This window comes from Nonomuraea sp. NPDC047897 (genome assembly GCF_043204415.1).
Taxonomy (GTDB): domain Bacteria; phylum Actinomycetota; class Actinomycetes; order Streptosporangiales; family Streptosporangiaceae; genus Nonomuraea.
On record NZ_JBIDCC010000008.1, the window covers coordinates 327570 to 346918 of the forward strand.

General features: G+C 73.5%; 17 protein-coding genes. 10 read left to right on the plus strand and 7 right to left on the minus strand.

What is annotated here, in order from left to right:
• The first annotated feature begins 60 nt into the window (after positions 1–60).
• The gene (gene rpsD / locus ACGF0J_RS20325; protein ID WP_393148081.1) at positions 61–675 is read left to right on the plus strand and encodes a 30S ribosomal protein S4; all 615 of its coding nucleotides are present in this window, start codon (positions 61–63) and stop codon (positions 673–675) included.
• 352 nt (positions 676–1027) lie between these two features.
• Positions 1028–2212: an RNA-guided endonuclease InsQ/TnpB family protein gene (locus tag ACGF0J_RS20330; RefSeq protein WP_393147898.1), complete on the plus strand. Its 1185-nt coding sequence runs from the start codon at positions 1028–1030 to the stop codon at positions 2210–2212.
• Between the two features lie 67 nt (positions 2213–2279).
• On the opposite strand, the gene ACGF0J_RS20335 is transcribed toward ACGF0J_RS20330, so the two are convergent.
• Positions 2280–2756, minus strand: coding sequence for a nitroreductase family deazaflavin-dependent oxidoreductase (locus tag ACGF0J_RS20335; RefSeq protein ID WP_393147900.1), 477 nt, complete (start codon positions 2754–2756; stop codon positions 2280–2282).
• Between the two features lie 97 nt (positions 2757–2853).
• On the opposite strand from ACGF0J_RS20335, the gene ACGF0J_RS20340 reads away from it, so the two are divergent.
• Positions 2854–3168, plus strand: a complete 315-nt coding sequence (locus tag ACGF0J_RS20340) for a DUF4190 domain-containing protein (protein WP_393147902.1) — start codon at positions 2854–2856, stop codon at positions 3166–3168.
• 63 nt (positions 3169–3231) lie between these two features.
• Here ACGF0J_RS20340 and ACGF0J_RS20345 read toward each other — a convergent pair whose 3' ends face one another.
• Positions 3232–3873 (minus strand): TetR/AcrR family transcriptional regulator, encoded by a 642-nt coding sequence (locus tag ACGF0J_RS20345; RefSeq protein WP_393147904.1) that lies wholly within the window; start codon positions 3871–3873, stop codon positions 3232–3234.
• A gap of 68 nt (positions 3874–3941) precedes the next feature.
• Between ACGF0J_RS20345 and ACGF0J_RS20350 the strand changes: the two genes are divergently transcribed.
• Positions 3942–4682, plus strand: a complete 741-nt coding sequence (locus ACGF0J_RS20350) for an ABC transporter ATP-binding protein (protein ID WP_393147906.1) — start codon at positions 3942–3944, stop codon at positions 4680–4682.
• Entirely contained in the window at positions 4679–5422 is a 744-nt protein-coding gene (locus tag ACGF0J_RS20355; RefSeq protein ID WP_393147908.1) for an ABC transporter permease, read from the plus strand. Before ACGF0J_RS20350 ends, ACGF0J_RS20355 begins: the two co-directional genes overlap by 4 nt.
• Positions 5423–5471: 49 nt before the next feature.
• Here the strand turns inward: ACGF0J_RS20355 and ACGF0J_RS20360 are convergent, their stop codons facing one another.
• Positions 5472–6824, minus strand: a complete 1353-nt coding sequence (locus ACGF0J_RS20360) for a S8 family serine peptidase (protein WP_393147910.1) — start codon at positions 6822–6824, stop codon at positions 5472–5474.
• Positions 6825–7007: 183 nt separating this feature from the next.
• Between ACGF0J_RS20360 and ACGF0J_RS20365 the strand changes: the two genes are divergently transcribed.
• The gene (locus ACGF0J_RS20365; RefSeq protein WP_393147912.1) at positions 7008–9065 is read left to right on the plus strand and encodes a spermidine synthase; all 2058 of its coding nucleotides are present in this window, start codon (positions 7008–7010) and stop codon (positions 9063–9065) included.
• A 219-nt stretch (positions 9066–9284) separates the two neighbouring features.
• Here ACGF0J_RS20365 and ACGF0J_RS20370 read toward each other — a convergent pair whose 3' ends face one another.
• Together ACGF0J_RS20370 and ACGF0J_RS20375 are read right to left on the minus strand one after the other, a co-directional pair.
• A complete protein-coding gene (locus ACGF0J_RS20370) occupies positions 9285–11150 on the minus strand; it encodes an LCP family protein (protein ID WP_393147913.1) in 1866 nt (621 codons plus the stop codon).
• Positions 11151–11281: 131 nt separating this feature from the next.
• The gene (locus ACGF0J_RS20375; RefSeq protein WP_393147915.1) at positions 11282–12388 is read right to left on the minus strand and encodes a neutral zinc metallopeptidase; all 1107 of its coding nucleotides are present in this window, start codon (positions 12386–12388) and stop codon (positions 11282–11284) included.
• Between the two features lie 645 nt (positions 12389–13033).
• Here ACGF0J_RS20375 and ACGF0J_RS20380 point away from each other — a divergent pair.
• Positions 13034–13903: a LysR substrate-binding domain-containing protein gene (locus tag ACGF0J_RS20380; RefSeq protein WP_393147917.1), complete on the plus strand. Its 870-nt coding sequence runs from the start codon at positions 13034–13036 to the stop codon at positions 13901–13903.
• 81 nt (positions 13904–13984) lie between these two features.
• Here the strand turns inward: ACGF0J_RS20380 and ACGF0J_RS20385 are convergent, their stop codons facing one another.
• Positions 13985–15397 (minus strand): sensor histidine kinase, encoded by a 1413-nt coding sequence (locus ACGF0J_RS20385; RefSeq protein WP_393147919.1) that lies wholly within the window; start codon positions 15395–15397, stop codon positions 13985–13987.
• A 15-nt stretch (positions 15398–15412) separates the two neighbouring features.
• Positions 15413–16087, minus strand: coding sequence for a response regulator transcription factor (locus ACGF0J_RS20390; protein WP_393147921.1), 675 nt, complete (start codon positions 16085–16087; stop codon positions 15413–15415).
• Between the two features lie 128 nt (positions 16088–16215).
• On the opposite strand from ACGF0J_RS20390, the gene ACGF0J_RS20395 reads away from it, so the two are divergent.
• From ACGF0J_RS20395 to ACGF0J_RS20405, 3 genes are read left to right on the plus strand one after another with little or no spacing between them, the layout of a single operon-like run.
• Positions 16216–17397 (plus strand): outer membrane lipoprotein carrier protein LolA, encoded by a 1182-nt coding sequence (locus tag ACGF0J_RS20395; protein WP_393147923.1) that lies wholly within the window; start codon positions 16216–16218, stop codon positions 17395–17397.
• Positions 17394–18422, plus strand: coding sequence for an ATP-binding cassette domain-containing protein (locus ACGF0J_RS20400; RefSeq protein WP_393147925.1), 1029 nt, complete (start codon positions 17394–17396; stop codon positions 18420–18422). Before ACGF0J_RS20395 ends, ACGF0J_RS20400 begins: the two co-directional genes overlap by 4 nt.
• Entirely contained in the window at positions 18409–19347 is a 939-nt protein-coding gene (locus ACGF0J_RS20405) for an ABC transporter permease (protein WP_393147927.1), read from the plus strand. Before ACGF0J_RS20400 ends, ACGF0J_RS20405 begins: the two co-directional genes overlap by 14 nt.
• Positions 19348–19349 lie beyond the last annotated feature (2 nt).

The window sequence follows — 19349 nt, forward strand, 5'->3', positions numbered from 1 at the left end:
GCAACCAATAGTAGGTTAGCCTCACCTAAGTAAGGATTACCTAATCACATTGAGGTGAACGTGCGCTACACCGGTCCGAAGGTGCGCCTGTCGCGCCGCGCGGGCGTCCCGCTGACCAGGAAGGCCGTGCGCTACTTCGAGCAGCGCCCCTACCCGCCCGGCGAGCACGGCCGGAAGACCAACCGCCGCAACACCGGCGACTACGGACTGCGCCTGCTGGAGAAGCAGAAACTGCGCTGGTACTACGACGTGTCGGAGCGGCAGCTACGCCGCTACTGGGACCTCGCCGTGCGCAAGCCGGGCGCGTCCGGCGCCGAGCTGGTCGCCCTGCTGGAGACCCGTCTGGCCTCGCTCGTGCTGCGCGCTGGCCTCGCCCCGTCGATCTACGCGGCCCGGCAGTACGTGACGCACGGGCACATCGCCGTGGACGGCCGCAAGGTGGACATCCCCAGCTATCTCGTCAAACCCGGCCAGGTCGTCACGGTGCGCGAACGGTCGCGCCGGATGCAGCCGTTCGTGGCCGCCGCCGAGGGCGTGCACGCCGACGAACGGACCGCGCCGTACCTGTCGGTGGACCACGCCGACCTGCGCTTCACCCTGACCGCCAAGCCCGAACGCGAGCAGATCACGGTCCCCGTGGACGAGCAGCTCGTCGTGGAGTTCTACTCCCGCTGAGGCGGCCGGGGGCGTCCCGGCCCACGTGACACCGGTGACGGCCGGCGTCCGGTGGGCCGGGCGGCGCTACTTCCCGCGCGCGGGCTCGGCGAGCGCGAGCTGCCGCCGCAGCGCGGCGACGCGGATGCGTTCGCGCACGGGTGGGGGCTCCTCGGGACGGGCTGCCTGCCCCACCATCAGAGCCTCCCGAGGGGACCGGCGGCTTCAGCCGCCGGGGGAATCGGGAGCGGAGGGCCGTCAAGGCCCGAGCGTGCCGTGACCTGTCGGGTCTGCGGATCACGGGTCTCCTTCCGGGTTTGGTCGGTGCCTGCCGGTACCGTGGTCGCGTCGTTACCGAGCGTGGGAGGTGGGTGTGCGCAGGTCGTTCAAGTTCCTGCTGCGCCCCACCAGCAGGCAGGCCGCCGCGCTGGCCGCTTGCCTGGAGGATCACCGGCAGCTGTACAACGCCGCGTTGGAGCACCGGCGCACCGCCTACGCCAAGGCGGGTGTCACGGTCCGGTACGGCGATCAGTCGGCGGAGTTGAAGCACATCCGCGCCGACGATCGTGAGGGTCAGGGCCGGTGGTCGTTCTCTTCGCAGCAGGCCACGCTGCGCCGGCTGGACAGGGCGTTCCGGGCGTTCTTCGACCGGGTCAAGGCCGGGCGCGCGCCGGGGTTCCCGCGTTTCAAGGGGCGGGGCTGGTTCGACACGGTGCAGTGGCCGAAGGACGGCGACGGTTGCCGGTGGGATTCCCAACCCGAGCATCCGGCCGCCACGTTCGTGCGCCTTCAGGGCGTCGGCCACGTCCGGGTGCACCAGCACCGGGCCGTGAAGGGCCGGGTGAAGACGATCAGCGTGAAGCGCGAGGGCCGCCGCTGGTACGTGGTGTTGTCGTGTGACGATGTGCCCGCGCAGCCGCTGCCCGCCACGGGTGTGGTCGCGGGGATCGACCTGGGTGTCGCCTCGCTGGTCACGACCAGCGACGGCCACCACATCGACAATCAGCGGCACCTGGCCGCCTGCGCCGGCCGTCTGGCATCGGCCCAGCGAGCTCTCGCCCGCCACAAGCGCGGGTCCCAGCGCCGCCGTAAGGCCGTGGCCCGGGTGGCGGCGCTGCACGCCAAGGTCCGCCGCCAGCGGATCGACGGCGCGCACAAGGCTGCCTTGGCGCTGGTCCGTGGCTGCGACGTGATCGTGCACGAGGACCTGCGGATCGCGAACATGACCCGTTCGGCGTCCGGCACGATCGACGCGCCCGGCCGTAACGTCGCCGCCAAGTCCGGGCTCAACCGGAGCATCCTGGACGCGGGTTGGGGGGTGTTCCTGACGATCCTCGCGCACAAGGCTGAAAGCGCCGGTCGAGAGCTGATCGCAGTCGATCCCCGCAACACCTCCCGCACCTGCGCCCGCTGCGGGCACGTGGCGAAGGACAACCGTCTCACCCAGGCCGCGTTCGCCTGTACGGCGTGCGGGCACACCGCGCACGCCGACGTGAACGCGGCGATCAACATCCGCAGGGCAGGGCTTGCCCTTCGCGACGCTGCGGAAGCGGCTTAGCGAGAAGCCGCTCCCTTCAGGGAGCGGAGGAGTCACGATGGCGTAAGTGATCACCACCGCATGGTGATCAACGGGTGGGCGTCAGGCGGAAGACCCGCAGCTCGCGCCCCGACCTTTCGGTGTAGCGGTCGTAGAGCGGCCAGTTGGCCAGCAGGCGCGGCCATGCCTCGGCGCGCGCCTCGCCGGTCAGCAGCGTGGCCACCACGGGGATCTCACGGCCCCGGTGGCTGACGGTGGCCTCGGGGTTCTTCAGCAGGTTGGCGCTCCAGGCAGGGTGGGCCGGCCCGCCGAAGTTGCTGCCCACGACGAGGAAGCCGCCGTCGTCCTCGGGCAGGCAGGCCAGCGGCGAACGGCGGGGCAGCCCCGTTCTGGCGCCCGTGGTGGTCAGGACCAGCGACGGGATGACCCGGTCGCTGCTGATCAGCCGGCCGCGGGTGAGCCGGTGCAGCGCCCGGTCGAGCTGCGGGACGAACCGGGGCCCGGCCTTCATGAACCACTCGGTCGAGGCCAGCCATTGGGCGACGGGCTTGAGAACGGCCATCATGCCGCGAGTCTAGCAAGCGCTCGCTCAACTGCCAGGCCCAGACCTGCTGTGGTATAAAACGGCCGTAACCGCCGATGGACGAGGGGCCCGAGCGCAGATGTCCTACCCGAACTACGGTCCTTCCCCGTACGGGCCTCCCCTGACGCACCCCAACGGCACCACGATCCTCATCCTGGGCATCCTGAGCCTCGTCGTGTGCTCGCTCATCGGCCCGTTCGCCTGGGTGATGGGCAACCGGGCGCTGCGCGAGATCGACGGCAGCGGCTACGTCTACGAGAACCGCGGCGCGGTGCAGGCCGGCCGCGTCTGCGGCATCATCGGCACCTGCCTGGCGCTGGCCGTGATCGGTCTCTACGCCCTCTTCGCGCTGATCTTCGGCGGGTTCGCCATCCTGGACGGGATCTCCCGCTAGCCCCGTCGCCGCCCGGCTCCGTCGCGGAGCCCACGGCTCCCGGGGTTCCCGCAGTTCCCGCGATCACCGCACGGGACGCCGGCCGTAGTCGCCGATCCCCGACTCCAGCCGGTCGAACGCCGCGCGCGCCTGCTCGCGCAGCGCGGCCAGCGCCTCGTGCCTGCTCTCGCCCGCCATGGTGCGGCGCAGCAGGTGACGGGCGACCAACTGGGTCAGGCTGAGGATCTGCGTGGCCACCAGCTCGGGCGCCAGGTCGTCGGGGTCGGCGCCGGTCTCCTCGGCGATCGTGGCGGCCAGCCCCAGCGTGGTCAGATGGTCGAGCTCGCGCGCCCGCGCCCGCAGTGACGGGCTGTCCGCCACCAGCTTGCCGAACGTGTCGGCCCCCTCGTTGAACCCGTAACGCCAGTCGCCCGCGTCCATCGCCGCGAAGAAGTCGCGGCGGAAGGCCGCCACCACGCTCTCGCCGGGGGCGCGCTCGCGCACGACCCGGTCGTAGGACTCCTGGAGCTCCTGCTGCCGGTCGAGGAACAGGTCCTCCTTGGTGCCGAAGTAGTTGAAGACCGTGTTGACCGACACGTCGGCCGCCCGCGCCACTTCCGCCACCGTGACGTTGTCGAAGCCCTTCACCATGAACAGCCCCATGGCCATGTCGGCGATGCGCCGCCGCGTCTCCCGCTTCTTGCGCTCGCGCAGCCCCTCCTCCATGCCCTCATGCTACCCAGTTTGCAGTGACACCAAAATTACAGTTACTCTAATTTTGGAGGCGATGAAAAATGATCGAGACGCGAGGACTCAGCAAGACCTTCAAGGACGGCGCCGAGGCCGTCCGTGGCGTGGACATGACCGTGGGGCGGGGCGAGATCGTCGGCTTCCTCGGGCCGAACGGCGCCGGCAAGACCACGACCAAGCGCATGCTCACCACGCTCCTGCGGCCCACGGCCGGCACCGCCACCGTGGCGGGCCACGACCTGCTGGCCGACCCCCGGGGCGTGCGCCGGCACATCGGCCACGTGTCGCAGGGCGGCGGCGTCAACCTGGCCGTCCCCCTCGACGGCGAGCTCGAACTGCAGGCCATGCTGCACGGCCTGACCCGCGCCGAGGCGCGCGGGCGCGTCGGCGAGGTGCTGGAGCGACTGGACCTGCGTGACCTGCGGCACCTGCCGGGCGGCGCGCTGTCGGGCGGGCAGCGACGCCGCTTCGACATCGCCTTCGGCCTGCTGCACCGGCCCGCCCTGCTCTTCCTCGACGAGCCCACCACCGGGCTCGACCCGCAGAGCCGGGCCCACCTGTGGGACCACATCCGCGCCCTGCGCGACGAGCACGGCATGACGGTCTTCCTGACCACCCACTACCTGGACGAGGCCGACGCCCTCTGCGACCGCCTGCTGATCATCGACCACGGGCGGATCGTGGCCCACGGCGGCCCGGCCGAGCTGAAGGCCGGCGGGCGCACCCTCGACGACGTGTTCCTCGACATCACCGGCAGGTCGCTGCGCGAGGAGGTGACCGCGTGACCGCGTTCGCCGCCGCGTCGCGCGACACGTGGCTGCTGTTCCGCCACGGATTCGCCGCCACGATGCGGCAGAAGGCCGGCGTCGTCTTCGGCGCCGTCCAGCCGATGCTCTTCCTCGTGCTGTTCGGGCCGATCTTCGCCACGATCGGCACCTGGGAGACGCTCGTGCCCGGCCTGATCGTCCAGCTCGGGCTGATGAGCACGGGCCTGGCCGGGTTCGGCATCGTCATGGAGAGCAGGTTCGGGGTGCTGGAGCGGATGCGGGTCACCCCGGCCAGCCGGCTCGCGCTGCTGCTCGGCCGGGTGCTCAACAACGTGGCCACGCTCGCCGTGCAGACCGCGCTGCTGCTCGCCGCCGGGTTCGCCTTCGGGCTGCGGGTGCCGCCCGCCGGCCTGCTCGCGGCGTTCGTGCTCGTCATGCTGCTGGGGGCGGGGCTGGCCGCGCTGTCGTACGCGGCGGCGCTGACGCTGAACGAGCACCTCTTCGCGCCCGTGATGACGACCGTGGTCGTCCCGCTCACCCTGCTGTCGGGGGCGTTCCTGCCGATGTCGATGGCGCCGGGCTGGCTGAATGGCCTCTCCTACGTCAGCCCCTTCCGGTACGTGCTGGAGGCGCTGCGCGAGCTGTTCGCCGGCCACTACGCCACCACCACCGTCTACGTGGGGACGGCGGTGACCGTGGTCTTCGCCGTGGCCGGCCTGGCCGTCGGCACCCGGGCGTTCCACCGCGAGAACGCCTGACGACGGCGGGCCGCGCGCCGCAGGAGCACCGGTGCGCGGCCCGCCGTCGTCAAACCGCCGCCCGGCGGCGCAGGGCGGCGATGACACCGGCCGGGTCCACGACGCCGTAGCCGTGGTCGTAGTCGAAGCCCAGCGCGCCGCGGTCGTCGGCGGTGCGCCGCAGCAGCGTGCGGAGCTGGGCCGGCGACAGCCGCGGGCACGGCCACCGGGTGCGCACCGCGGCCACCAGCCCGGCCAGGACGGGCGTCGCCGCCGAGGTGCCCGAGTCGGGCTCGGCCGCGCCGAACGCCTGCGAGCCCGAGAAGTGCGTGTAGGCGCACAGGTCGGGCTTGCGCTCGCTCAACCGGCCGGGGCCCTGGGAGGAGTAGCCGACCCGCTGGCCGCGGACGTCGACGCCGCCCACCGACAGCGCCCGGGGATGGGAGTTGGCGCCCACGATCGGCCGGTCGGCGAACGCGCACCGCCCGTCGCGGCACTGCCTGCCGCAGTTGCCCGCGGCGAACAGCACGTCGGCGCCCGCGTGCTCCAGCGCCCCCACCATCACGTTGAACGGGTGCGCCGGACCGTCGGAGTAGTTGCCCGGATGCCCGACCGGGAAGTCCCACGCGGGCGAGAACGAGCCCCACGAGTTGCTGACCACCAGCGCCCTGGAGTGCTCGGGCTGCGCCTGCAGCACCGCGCGCAGGTGCGCGAACGCCGCCACCGCGTCGGACAACAGGCCGTCGATCGCCGACCCGCCGGGCCGCCTGGACAGCAGCACCGGCAGGTCGAGCACCGAGGCACGGGGCGCGGCGATGAGCGCGTCGAACGCGCACATCGTGCCATGGTCCACCTCGAACTCTCCCGGCCGGCCCCGCACCCCGGCGGGCACCCAGCTCCGCCCGGCGTCGAGGGTGAAGTCGCGGCCAAGGCGGCGGGCGGTGTGGGCGGCGTTGACCCCCGTGTCGAGCACGGCCAGGGCCACGCCGCTCCCGTCGAGGCCCTCGGCGCGCAGCTCCGGCCCGCCGATCAGCCGTTCGACGTCGTGCCAGTCGCCCACCGGCGGGTCACCGCCGCAGGTGAGGCTGGACTCGATCACCGGGTCGGCGAACACGCCGGCGACGTCGGGACGCGCCGCCAGCAGCATCGCCACCCGGGTGGCCGGCTCGTCGTCGGCGAGCGTGCCGCGCACCAGCACCGAGGCGTCCTCGGCGGCCAGGGAGAAGTCGAGCGGCCCGCGCAGCGAGAGCGGGTCGCCGCCCGCCGCCGGGACCGGGCGGGGCAGCGCCACGGGCGTGAAGCCGGCGTCGAGCTCGACGCCCGGCAGCCCGTCGGCGACGTCGGCGGTGCTCGCCGTTCGCTCGGGGTCGGCGACGGCGGCGACCAGGTCGGGGGAGGGGCGGAGCTGGATCAGGACCCGCACGGGGATCACCACCGGAGAGCTGGGGGAAGGAACGTTCCAACACTCCTCCAACCCGCTCCCCGCGTCCAGCGGTATGTAAGGGAAGGACCGGCTGAAAGCAGCACCATGTCGGACACCCGGCCGAGGATTTCCCCGGCCCGGCGACCTTCCGTGATCGTCTCGCGTTCACTACCGTGAGTCGTCATGACGGTCCAGGCGCGAAAGCCGGTCTCCGAGGGCACCGACCACTGGCTGGCGGTCCGGCCGAGGCTCGTCCTCGCCAGCGGGTTCATGCTCTTCCTGGAGCTGGCGCTGATCCGCTGGACCGGCTCCAACATCGTGCACCTGAGCTACTTCACGAACTTCGTGCTGCTCGGCTCGTTCCTCGGCATCGGGCTCGGCTTCCTGCGCGTCGGCAGGTCGGACAGCCGCCCCTACTACTCGCCGGTCGTCCTGTTCGGCCTGGTGATCGTCGTGCTGACGTTCCCCGTCACCGTCGACCGCGACACCGAAGGGGTCCTGTACTGGACGAGCCTGCACACCGAGGGGCCGCCCGCGTGGCTCATCCTGCCGGTCGTCTTCTGCGCGGCCGCGGTGGTGCTCATGGGGCCGGCCGAGCTGGTCGGCCGCTGCTTCCCGGAGCTGCCGCGGCTGGAGGCCTACCGCTACGACCTCATCGGCAGCCTCGCCGGGATCGCCGCGTTCACGGCGCTGTCGTTCCTCAGCGCGCCGCCCGTCCACTGGGGGATCATCGCGGCCGTCGCGTACGGGGTGCTGCTCGCGCCGGGGCGCGCCGGGTGGCGCGCCGCCGGGCGGCTCGTGCCGTACCTGGGGCTCGTCACCGTGCCGTCGCTCGCGGTGGTGTCGCTGCTGCTCGCCGAGTCGCTGACCGCCGGGGCGCTCTGGTCGCCGTACTACAAGGTCACCCACAGCCAGGGCCGGGTGCTGGACGTGCCGGTGACCGACATCGCCGTCAACGGCATCCCGCACCAGCAGGCCGTGCCCGCCGCCGCCCGGCTGCAGTGGGAGCGCCAGTACGGCCTGCCGTACGAGCGGGCCGTCGCGCCGCCCGGGGAGGTGCTCATCGTCGGCGCGGGCAGCGGCACGGACGTCGCCATCGCGCTGTCCAAGGGCGCGAGCCGCGTCGACGCGGTCGAGATCGACCCCAAGCTGCGCGAACTGGGCGGCTCCGGGCACCCCGACCGCCCCTACGCCGACCCGCGCGTCACCACGCACATCACCGACGGCCGCGCGTTCCTCGAACGCACCTCGGCCCGCTACGACCTGATCCTGTTCGCGCTGCCCGACTCGCTCACCCTGGTGTCGGGGGCCAGCTCGCTGCGGCTGGAGAGCTACCTGTTCACCGAGGAGGCCATGCGGGCCGCCCGCGACCGCCTCAAGCCCGGCGGCGCGTTCGCCATGTACAACTACTACCGCGAGAGCTGGCTCGTCGACCGGCTCGCCTCGACCGTGCAGGCCGCCTTCGGGCACCGGCCGTGCGTCGACGTGGTCAGCACCGCCGGTCAGCAGGCCGTCATCACCGCCGGCGTGACCCCGGCCGCGCAGCGCTGCGGCGCGCCGTGGGCGGGCGCCACGGCCGCCACCCCGCCGCCCGCCGGCGACGACCGGCCGTTCCTCTACCTCAAGGACCGCACGATCCCGCCGATCTACCTGATCACGCTCGGCCTCATCCTCGCGGTCAGCCTGCTCGCGGTGCGCGTCGTCGCCGGCCCGTACCGGCGGATGCGCCCGTACGCCGACCTGTTCCTGCTCGGGGTGGCGTTCCTGCTGCTGGAGACCAAGAGCGTCACCGGGTTCGCGCTGCTGTTCGGCACCACGTGGGTGGTCAACGCCATCGTGTTCGCCGGGGTGCTGGTGGCGGTGCTCGCCGCGGTCGAGGTGACCCGCCGCTTCCGCACCCCGCCGCTGCCGGTGATGTACGGCGTGCTGCTCGCCGGGCTGCTGCTGGCCTGGCTGGTGCCCAACGCGTGGCTGTTGTCCCTGCCGTTGCCGCTGCGGGCGATGGCGGCGGTGACGGTGGCGTTCCTGCCGATCTTCGCGGCGAACGTGGTCTTCGCCAAGCGCTTCGCGAACACGGCCGACGGCACCGTCGCGTTCGGTGCGAACCTGCTCGGGGCGATGGTGGGCGGCTGCCTGGAGTACCTGGCGCTGATGATCGGGTATCAGGGGCTGCTGATCGTCGCGGCCGTGGTCTACCTGGGCGCGTTCGCCCTGCTGCCCCGCGCCAGGGCCGTGGCCTGACCGGGCTCTGACGGCGCGGGGCCCCCCCCCCCCCCGGGCGGGGGGGGGCGGCGGGCGCGCGGCAGCCCCCCCCCGGCCCCCCCGCCCCGGCCCCCCCCGCGCGGCCCGGGGCCCCCGGGGGCGGGGCCCCCCGGCGCCCCCGCCCCGGGCCGGGGCCGGCCCGGGGCGGGGCGGGGGCCCCCCCCCGCCCGGGCGGGGCGGGGGCCCCCCCCCGTCAGGTCAGAAGCCGCAGAGCTCCTCCAGCGACCTGGCCGACCGCTGGCTGTTGCGCGTCGGCGTCTGCGTCGGCTTGGCGGCGGCCGACGTGCTGGGCGAGGCCGCCGTGCTCGGGGCGGCCGTGCTCGGGGCGGTCGAGCCCGTCGGGGCGGCGGCCGCGACGGCCTGGCGGGGCGGCCTGGTCGAGTCGGCGATCGCCTTCGCCGCCGCGCGCCGGATCTTCACCCAGTCCGGCGAGCCCGGCCAGAAGTCCGGCGGCACGAACTGCATGCTGGTGATCTTGGCGCTCTTCACCTTGAGCGCCAGCCCGACCAGCGGCTCCACGAGCGGCTCCGGGATGTTCGTCTGAGCCAGCCGCTTGGTCGCCTTGGCGATCTTGCTGAAGTTCAGCAGGATCTTGTCCGGGGTGGCCTGCTTGGCGAAGGCGCCGATGACGCAGCGCTGGCGGCCCATCCGGGAGAAGTCGTCGCTGCCCACCCGGGACCGGCCGTACCACAGGGCCTCCTCGCCCGACAGCACGCGGGTGCCCGCCTTGATGGTGCCGGCGGTGCCGTACAGGCCGCCCCACCTGACGTCGTGCTCGACGCGGATGCGCAGGCCGCCGATGGCGTCCACCAGGTCGGCGAAGCCGTACATGTTCATCAGGGCGTAGTAGTCGATCTTGAGTCCGAGCGTGTGACCGATGGCGTCCATCAGCGCCCGCGCGCCCTTGTTCTTGCCGCCCATGATCTGCGGGTGGTCGTTGGCGTACTGCCACACCTCGTTGAGCAGGCCGCCCTGGCCCAGCTCGGCCATGTAGCCGTTGGGGAACTGCTTGTGCAGCGGCGAGGAAGGCGGGAAGCGCACGTGCTGCAGGTTGCGTGGCAGGCTGAACAGCACGGTGTTGCCCGTCTCGACGTCCACGCTGGCCACGTTCATGCTGTCGGTGCGCACGCCGGTGCGGTTGCCGGCCGCGTCACCGCCGAGCAGCAGGAAGTTGACCCGCTTCCTGCCGTTCCACGGGTCCTCCTTCTTGATCGGCGCGGTGCCCGGTTCCGTGTTGACGCTCGGGAAGATCCCTTTGATCGTGTCCCGCACGGTCAGCACCGTGTTGGCCCCCAGCGCGAAGGGCGCCATCACCGCCACGCACAGCACGCCGACCAGGATGCCGGAGACGATCTGGCCCTGCTGGTCGAGCCGGCTCGGGCCGAGCGCCACGTACGAGGTGACCAGCAGCGCGAACCAGCACAGGGCGCCCACCGACAACAGCACGACCATCGTCACCATCATGCTGTTGCCCGCGAAGGCGCCGAGGTTGTCCTTGTTGCGCGTCAGCGCGAAGGCGAGCGCCGCGATCAGCAGGACGGCGTACGCGCCGAGCAGCGCCAGCCCGGTACGGCGGTGCCCGGCGCGCAGGTGTGCGGCGCCGGGCACGATGGCGGACAGGGCGGTCCAGCCCAGGACGGAGCCCGCGTTGAGCGGCTTGGCGAAGCGCGGCGCGCCGGCGGGCGCCCGGCCCGGGCGTCCGCCCGCTCCTTTACCCCCTCCTTTGCCAGGTCCTTTGCCCGTTTCCTTCCCCGCTCCTCGGGCCGGCGGCTTCTGGCGGCCGCCGGGGGAGGCAGCCGCGTCACCCGCGTCGCCCCCGGCGCGGGCGCTGCCCTTGCCGGGAGTGCCGGTCCGGCCCGCGTCCCGGGACCGGGTCCGGCCCGAGCCGACCGGCCGTGGTCCGCCCGGGTCCGCTGACGGGGTCCTGCCCGCGTCGGCGGGTCCCGGGTCGGGGGCCGCGGGACCGCGGGCGCCGGCGCCGGGTTCGCCGCCTGACGTCGGGCGAGGGCGGCGGGCAGGGCGCCGTTTCCTGCCCCCGTTGTCAACCCCATCGCGCTTGCTCACGCCGCTCCTTCACACGCCTACCTGGCAAAACATGGTTTTGCCCCCCGTTGGGCACAAGATTGCCAGGATTCTAGCTCCCATAAGGGGACATCAGAGACATGTGCTCAAGCTGAGATGAACAGCAGAAGACGTCATGACGTCGAGGAGGAAGGCGCCATCCAGGTGTTGCACTGGTAGGCCTGACTCCGCTCCCAGCCCTGCCGGAACCACCGGAAGTTGTTGGTCGGCGAGCCGTGGTCGCGCGGATAGCCGGGATGGTCGCCGACCTGGCCGTGGAAGGCGAACAGGCGGGCCCGGTCCGCGGTGGTGACCGGATAGCTGGCCGCGACGGAACGCATCCACATCCCCCCGAAACAGGTCGCCTGGAGCTCCAGCCTCCGGCTGAGCGCCAGCTTGCCGCTGCTGCTGGTCGAGTCCAGCGTCCGGCGCCACCACGAGTCCATCAGGCCCGTGATGTTCTGCACGTGATGACCGTACTCGTGGGCCATCATGCTGATGATCCCGCCGTGCCAGGAGACGATCTGACCGTAGCCGCGTGAGGTGCCGTTGCCCCTCGCCATGGCCGAGGTCGAGGCGTAGATGGTGTTGTTGCGCGGGCAGTAGTACGGCACGATGCTGCCCCGCGACGGGTAGTCGCCGCACGCGCCCCGGCCCCGGCCGGCCGCGATGGCGTAGTTCGGCGGGCTGAAGGCGATGCCCTGCCTGCGCAGGATCGGCCCCCACGCCCGGTCCATGCACGTGCCGGTCCTCAGGATCAGCGCCTTGAGCTGGGCGTGGTTGTAGATGCTGGCGTTGCCCGCCCGGCAGGTCAGCCGGGGCAGGGCGCCGGCCCGGTAGACGGTGTTGTTCTTCAGGCTCGTGTTCAGCGTGACCTTGGGCTGCTGCGCCGTGGTGTCGCGGGTGCGGGTCGGGGTGGGCCGCCGCGTGGGCTCCTTCGACGGCGACCGGCTCTCCGTCCGCCGGGCGGGCGTCTCGCGCTCGTACGGGGTGTAGGTGGGGATCGCCACCGGCGTGCCGACGTCGCTGCGCGACGAGGTCTTCAGCACCGCCGAGCCCACCACGACCAGCACGAACAGCCCGGCCATCGCCCCGAACACCAGGCCGAGCGCCCCCGCCGCCCCCATGCCGGACCTCCTGCGCGGCGCCTGCGGCCAGCCGTGGCCCTGCGGAGGCACGGGCGGAGGCACGGGCGGAGGCACGGGCGGCGGCACGGGCGGCGACGGCGCGACCGGCGGCATGGGGGGTTGGTACGGGCCCTGAGGGGGCGGCGGGGGCTGCTGCCCGTACGGACCGCCGTGCCCGGCCGGCTGCGGGTGGGGTGGCCAGGGTGGACCGGGCTGCGGCTGGTACGGGGCGCCGGGCTGTTGCCGTGCGCCCGCCGGGGGAGGCCCGTACTGCTGCTGCGGCCCGCCGTACGGCGGTCGCTGGGGTTGCGGCGCGGGCCCCTGGGACGGGGGCTGCGGGCCGGGCCCGTGGAACGGCGGTTGCGGCGCGGGACCCTGGGACGGGGACTGGGGCGCGGGCCCGTACGACGGCGGGTGCGGCGCGGGCTCGTACGGGGGGTTCGCGGGCGGCGCTCCGGCAGGGCCCTGTCCGTGCCCGGGAGGCGGCCACGGCAGCGCCGGCGGCCGCCGCGGCTGCCCGTGCCCCGGGGGCGGGGGATGCTGCCCGTTGCCTGTCACCGTGTCGCCCCCTCTGCTCGCCTGTCCGTATCGCGTGACTCCTCCTGTCACGCTCCGGACCTTTGCCAGATTTTGGGCAGAAGCTTACTGATTTCTCACCTGTCACGGATGTGACAGTGCTCGGTTACAGTCCGAAATCATTCGAGGTGATCTCCGCTATGTTCCGGACCGCGCGGCAGGCCGTGTCCTAGCTTCTTTGCCATGAACCTCCAGCAGCTCCGCTACGTGGTCGCGACTGCGGAGCACCGCACCATGACCGACGCGGCCAGGTCGCTCTACATCGCGCAGCCTGCGCTGTCACGCGCGATCCGCGACCTGGAACGAGAGCTCGGCATGACGCTCTTCGCCCGCTCGGGGCGCGGCGTGGTCGTCACCGCGCAGGGCCGCCGGGTCGTCAAGCTGGCACGGGAGGCGCTCGTCGCCGTCCACGAGATCGAGGGCCTCGCCAGCCACGCCACCTCCGGCGACGCGGAGCTCCGCATCGCCGCCACGCCCAGCCTCGAACCCGGCCTGGCCGGGCGGCTCCTGCCCGCCTACGCCGCCGACCATCCCGGGGTGCGCATCCACATCGTGCGCTGCGACGGCCGCGACGCCGTGGTCAGCGCCATCCGGGACCAGCGCGCGGACCTCGGGCTGACCGACCTGCCCGTGCCCGCCGACCTCGTCACCCATCCCCTCGAACGCCAGGAGATCGTGCTGATCTCGCCGCCCGGCCTCAAACTGCCCAACCCCGTGCCGATGGGCAGGCTGGACGGCATGCGGCTGGCCCTGCCCGCCCGCGGCAGCGTCCGGCGCAGGGAGCTCGACGCCATGTTCGGCAAGTACGCCGTCAGACCGGTGGTCGTGCTGGAGACCGACGAGCGCAACGGCTGGCTCGGCGCCGTGCGCAGCGGACAGGCGTCGCTGCTGTGGTACCGGGGGATGGCCGAGCAGGCGAGCCGGGCCGGTCTGGTGGTCCGCTCGCTCGACCCGGCCGTGCGCCGCGTCATCGCCATCGTCCACGCGCGCCGCCGCCTGCCGCTCATCGCGCAGGACTTCCTGTCCACCGCCGAACGGGGCACCGCCGCCTGACCCCGGCCCGCCCGCCCGTCCGGTCCACGCTCGTCCGGTACACGCCCGGTCCCGGCACGCGGCCCGCCCCGCGTCCGGCCCTCAGCGGGCCACCGGCAGCCGCACCACCACGCGCAACCCCGGCGAGGCGTCCTCCAGATGCACCCCGCCGCCGTGGGCCCGCACCGTCTCCCGCACGATCGCCAGGCCCAGCCCCGCCCCGCCCTCGTCCCGGCTGCGCCCCGAGTCGAGCCGGGTGAACCTGTTGAACACCCGCTCCCGGTCCTGCTCCGGGATGCCCGGCCCGTCGTCGGTCACCGTCAGCACCCCGTCGGCGGTCAACGCCACCTCCACCGTGGAGGAGGTGTGCCGGACGGCGTTGTCCATCAGGTTGGTCAGCACCCGGCTCAGGTCCAGCGCGTCGCCCCGCACCACCACCGGCGCGCAGGCCGTCAGCCGCGCCTCGCCGTACCGGTCGAGGGTCTGGCGCACCACCGCGTCGAGCTCGACCGGCTCGCGCCGGGCGGGCACGCCGCCGCGCTCGTCGAGGCGGGCCAGCGCGAGCAGGTCCTCCGCCAGCCGGGACAGCCGCATCGCGTCCTCCAGGACGCCCTCGGCCGTCTCGCGCCAGTCCTGCCCTTCGGGATGGCCGAGCGCCACCTCCAGTTGCAGCCGGATGCTGGCGAGCGGGCTGCGCAGCTCGTGCGCGGCGTCGGAGACGAGCGCGCGCTGGCGCTGCTCGGCCTCCTCCAGCCTGGCCAGCATGTCGTTGAGCGTGACGGCCAGCGAGTGCACCTCGTCCCGCGCCTCGGGCACCGGCAGCCGGCGCGACCGGGCGGTGTGCGTGATCTCGGCCGCGCCCTTGCGCAGCGCCGCGATCGGGCGCAGGGTACGGCCGATCACCAGCCAGCTCGCCACCGCCAGCAGGACGAGCAGCAGCGGCGTGCCCACGAGCAGCACCTTGCGCGCCGCCGCCAGGCTCTGCCGGATCTCGCCGACGGAGCGGGCGGCGACCACCGTCTGCCCCCGGTCGGCGCTGAGCACCACGGCCCGCAGCGTGCCCGGGATCGCGTACGGCCGGCCGTCCAGGTAGACCGCCCGGCCCTCGCGCAGCGCCCACCTCCTGGTCCGGGCGTCGAGCAGCGGCACCAGCCGGTCGGTGCCGTAGGTGACGTGCGTGATGCGGCCCGAGGCGTCGAGCACCTGCACGACCGTGCCGTCGTGGGTGGTGATGGGACTGGTCAGCGTGCCCTCGTCGGCGTGTACGCGGACCGTCTGCGCCTGCCGGCGCAGCGCGTCGTCGACCGTGTCCACCAGCGTCCGGTCGAGCACGTTGAGCAGCACGACGCCCGACAGCGCCAGGGCCGCCGCCAGCACCGCGCCGGCCACCACGGTCAGCCGGAAGCGCAGGCTGCGCCGCCGCCACCAGACGTGCGGTGCCTCAGCCACGGCGACCGGCCGCCAGGCTCCGGCCGCGGCCCGCGCCGCCACCCGCCGCCGCGTCCACGCCGTCATGATCGGTCACCGTGCTCAGCCGCCGTCGCCCGCGAGCCGGTAGCCCGCGCCGCGCACGGTCTGCAGCGCGTTCCTGCCGAACGGGGCGTCGATCTTGCGCCGCAGGTAGCCGACGTACACCTCCACCACGTTGGGGTCGGTGTCGAAGGTGTCCCACACGTGCTCCAGGATCTCCGCCTTCGACACCACCTCGTCCCGCCGGCGCAGCAGGTACTCCAGCAGCGCGAACTCGCGCGGCGTCAGCTCGACGGGACTTTCGCCCCGCTGCACCTTGCGCCGCGCCGGGTCGAGCGACAGGTCCCCCGCCGTCAGCACGGCCGGCCGGCGTCCGGCGTCACGCCGCAGCAGCGCGCGCAGCCTGGCCACCAGCACCACGTACGAGAACGGCTTGGTCAGGTAGTCGTCGGCGCCCAGGTCGAGCCCGTCGGCCATGTCGTACTCGCCGTCCTTGGCCGACAGCATCAGGATCGGCACCCAGTTGTCCTCGGCGCGCAACTGCTTGCACACGTTGTAGCCCGACAGCCGGGGCAGCATGATGTCGAGCACCACGACGTCGTAGTCGCCCTGCCTGGCCTGGTGCAGGCCCTGCTCGCCGTCGTGGGCGAGATCCACGGCGAAGCCCTCCGCCTGCAGCCCGCGCTGCAGCGCGGCGGCCATGCGCCGCTCGTCCTCGACGACCAGAACTCTCATGCGGTGCATCCTCCCGTGCCGGCCCTGAGACGACGCTGAGAAGGCTGAGAGGCGTCTCAGACAGTCTCAGGTTCGCCTAAGGATGCATCACGCAGGCTCTGCGTATCGACATACCGTTGAGGAGTGACATGCGTAGAGGCACGTTCGTGAGGTGGGGTGTCCCGATCGCCGCGGCGGCGGTGATCGCGGCCGCGGTCGGTGCGGGGCCGGTGATCGCCGCGGTGAGCGGCGCCCCGCCGCTCCCGGAGCGTTCGGCGCGGCAGCTGCTCGCCGACGCCGCGGCCGCCGCCGAGAAGAGCCCGCCGCCCATGTCGGGCACCGTGCAGCAGACCGCGTCGCTCGGCCTGCCCGCGCTGCCGGCGACGGGCACGGGCTCGCCGCTGGCGCTGCTGTCCGGCTCGCACGAGGTCAAGGTCTGGTACGGCGCCCACGGCAAGTTCCGGATCGCCATGCCGACGCAGCTGAACGAGACCAACCTGATCGTCAACGGCGGCCAGGGCTGGTACTGGGACAGCGCCGCCAACACGGCCACGAAGCTCTCCTGGCAGGGCGGCGCGGTGCGCTCGCCCGACCCGGCGGCCTCGGCGCCGGCCGCGACCCCGGGCGAGCTGACCCCGCAGGCGGCGGCGGCGAAGCTGCTGGAGCAGGCGGGCGAGCACACCGCGATCAGGGTCATCAACACCGCCGAGGTGGCGGGCCGCCCGGTCTACCAGCTCGTGCTCGCGCCCAAGGACGACGGCTCGCTGGTGCAGGAGGTGCGCCTGGCCCTCGACGGCGAGACGTACGTCCCGCTGCAGGTGCAGGTGTTTGCCAAGGGCGCGGCCGAGCCGGCCTTCCAGGTGGGCTTCACCCAGGTGACGTTCACCCCGCCCGCCGAGGAGAACTTCACCTTCACCCCGCCCGCGGGCGCCAAGGTGGAGGAGCGCACCCTCGGCCCCGGCGACCTGGCCGGCGAGGCGGAGCACCGCGGCGACGCCGGCAGGGCCGCCGACAGGGCCGCCGACGGCCTGAAGGTCGTCGGCGACGGGTGGACGCAGGTGGCCGTCGTGAAGGCGTCGGCGGCCGACCTGGCGGGAGGCGCGCCGTCGGACGCCCCGCAGGGCGAGCGGCGGGGCCACGGCGGTGACGCCGCCACCGGCCAGGCCGCGCTCGCCGGCCTGCTCAAGTCGGCGACCCCGGTGAGCGGCCCGTGGGGCTCGGGCCGGCTGATCAGCACCAAGCTGGTCACCGCCCTGCTGACCGACGACGGCCGGCTGCTCGTCGGCGCCGTCACGCCGGAGGAGATCACCGAGGCGGCGGGCGTCAGGTGACGACCGTCACGCACGAAGCGGGGGCGCCCTCCGGGGCGGCCCCGCCTTCCGGCCGGGCCGCGCCCGCGATCGTCACGCGCGGGCTGACCAAGCGGTTCCGCGGCGGCCAGGTCGCCGTCGACACCCTCGACCTGAGCGTGCCGCGCGGCTCCGTCTTCGGCTTCCTCGGGCCCAACGGCTCGGGCAAGACCACGACGATCCGCATGCTGCTGGGCCTGGTCGCGCCCACCTCCGGCGAGCACGCCCTGCTCGGGCTGCCGCTCGCCGAGGCGCTGCCGCGGGTCGGCGCGCTGGTCGAGGGGCCGGCGTTCTACCCGTACCTGTCGGGCGAGGCGAACCTGCGCCGATTCGACGCGGCCGATCCCACCGCGCCGGCCGCCACCGTCCGGCGGCGCGTCGGCGAGGCGCTCGACCGGGTGGGGCTGACCGCCGCGGCGGGCAAGCGCTACCGCAACTACTCGCTCGGCATGCGCCAGCGGCTGGCCATCGCCGCCGCGCTGCTGGGCCCGCGCGACCTCCTCGTCCTCGACGAGCCCACGAACGGCCTCGACCCGCAGGGCACCCGCGAGGTGCGCGCGCTGGTCAAGGAGATCGCCGCCGACGGCACCACGGTCTTCGTCTCCTCGCACCTGCTGGCCGAGGTGGAGCAGATGTGCACGCACGCGGCGGTCATGCGGGCCGGCAGGCTGGTCGCGCAGGGCACGATCGCCTCGCTCAACGGCGGTCAGGCCGTCCGCGTCCGGATCGAGACGCCCGACGCGGCGGCGGCGGTCCGGGTGCTCACCGGGCTCGGCCTGGCGGACGTGCGCGCCGGCGCTACCGGCGCAGGCGCAGGGGTCACCGGAGTCACCGGGGTCACCGGGGTCACCGGGGTCACCGCCGAGTTGGGCGGGCACGCGCCGGAGCGGATCAACGCCGCCCTCGTCGGCGAGGACGTCCCCGTGCGCGGGTTCGCGGTGGTCCGGCCGAGCCTGGAGGACGTGTTCGTGGGACTGACGGGAGAGGGATTCGATGTCGACGGCTGAGACCCCGACCCGGCGCGCGCCGGAGCCCGCCCCGAGGAGCGCGACCGGACGCGCGGACGAGCTCGCCGGGGAGCTCGCCCTGAAGCTTGCCCCGGTGGCGCGGGCGCGGTGGGCGTTCTGGCGGCTGCTCGCCTCGGAGCTCGGGCTGACCTTCCGTCGGCCGCGCAACGTGGTCATGCTGGCCGTGCTGGCGAGTGTGCCGGTGCTGCTCGGCGTCACGTTGCGCCTCGTGGCGGCCGATGACGAGGACGGGATGGGCGGTATCGTCGCCGCCGCCGCCGGCAACAGCCTCATGCTGACGTTCGCGTCGCTGTCGTTCCTGGTGACGCTGCTGATGCCGGTCGCGGTGAGCGTGGTGGCGGGTGACGCCATCGCGGGGGAGGCGGGCGCCGGGACGTTGCGCTACCTGCTGGCCGCCCCGGCCGGGCGCACCAGGCTGCTGGTCGTCAAGTACCTGAACGCCGTCGTGTACGGCGTCGCGGTGACCGCGGTCGTCGCGCTGGCCGCCCTGGCGACGGGCCTGGCGCTCTTCCCGGTCGGGCCGGTGACGCTGCTGTCCGGCACCACGGTTCCGGTCGCCGAGGGCCTGCTGCGCATCCTCATCAGCGTCGGGTACGTCGGCGCCGGCATGGCCGCGCTCGCCGCGGTGGCGCTGGCCTTCTCGACGTTCACGGAGGTGTCGATCGGCGCGATCGCGGCCACGGTGGTCCTCGTGGTCGTCTCGCAGGTGCTGCGCGCCGTCCCGCAGTTCGACGGGCTGGCCGGCTACCTGCTGCCGACGTGGTGGGGCGGCTTCGACGGGGTGCTGCGCAGTCCCGTCGACACCGCCGCCCTGGGGGAGGGGCTGCTGGTGTTCGGCGCGTACGTCCTGCTGTTCGGCGCGATCGCGTGGGCCCGTTTCACCGGCAGGGACATCACGTCCTGAGC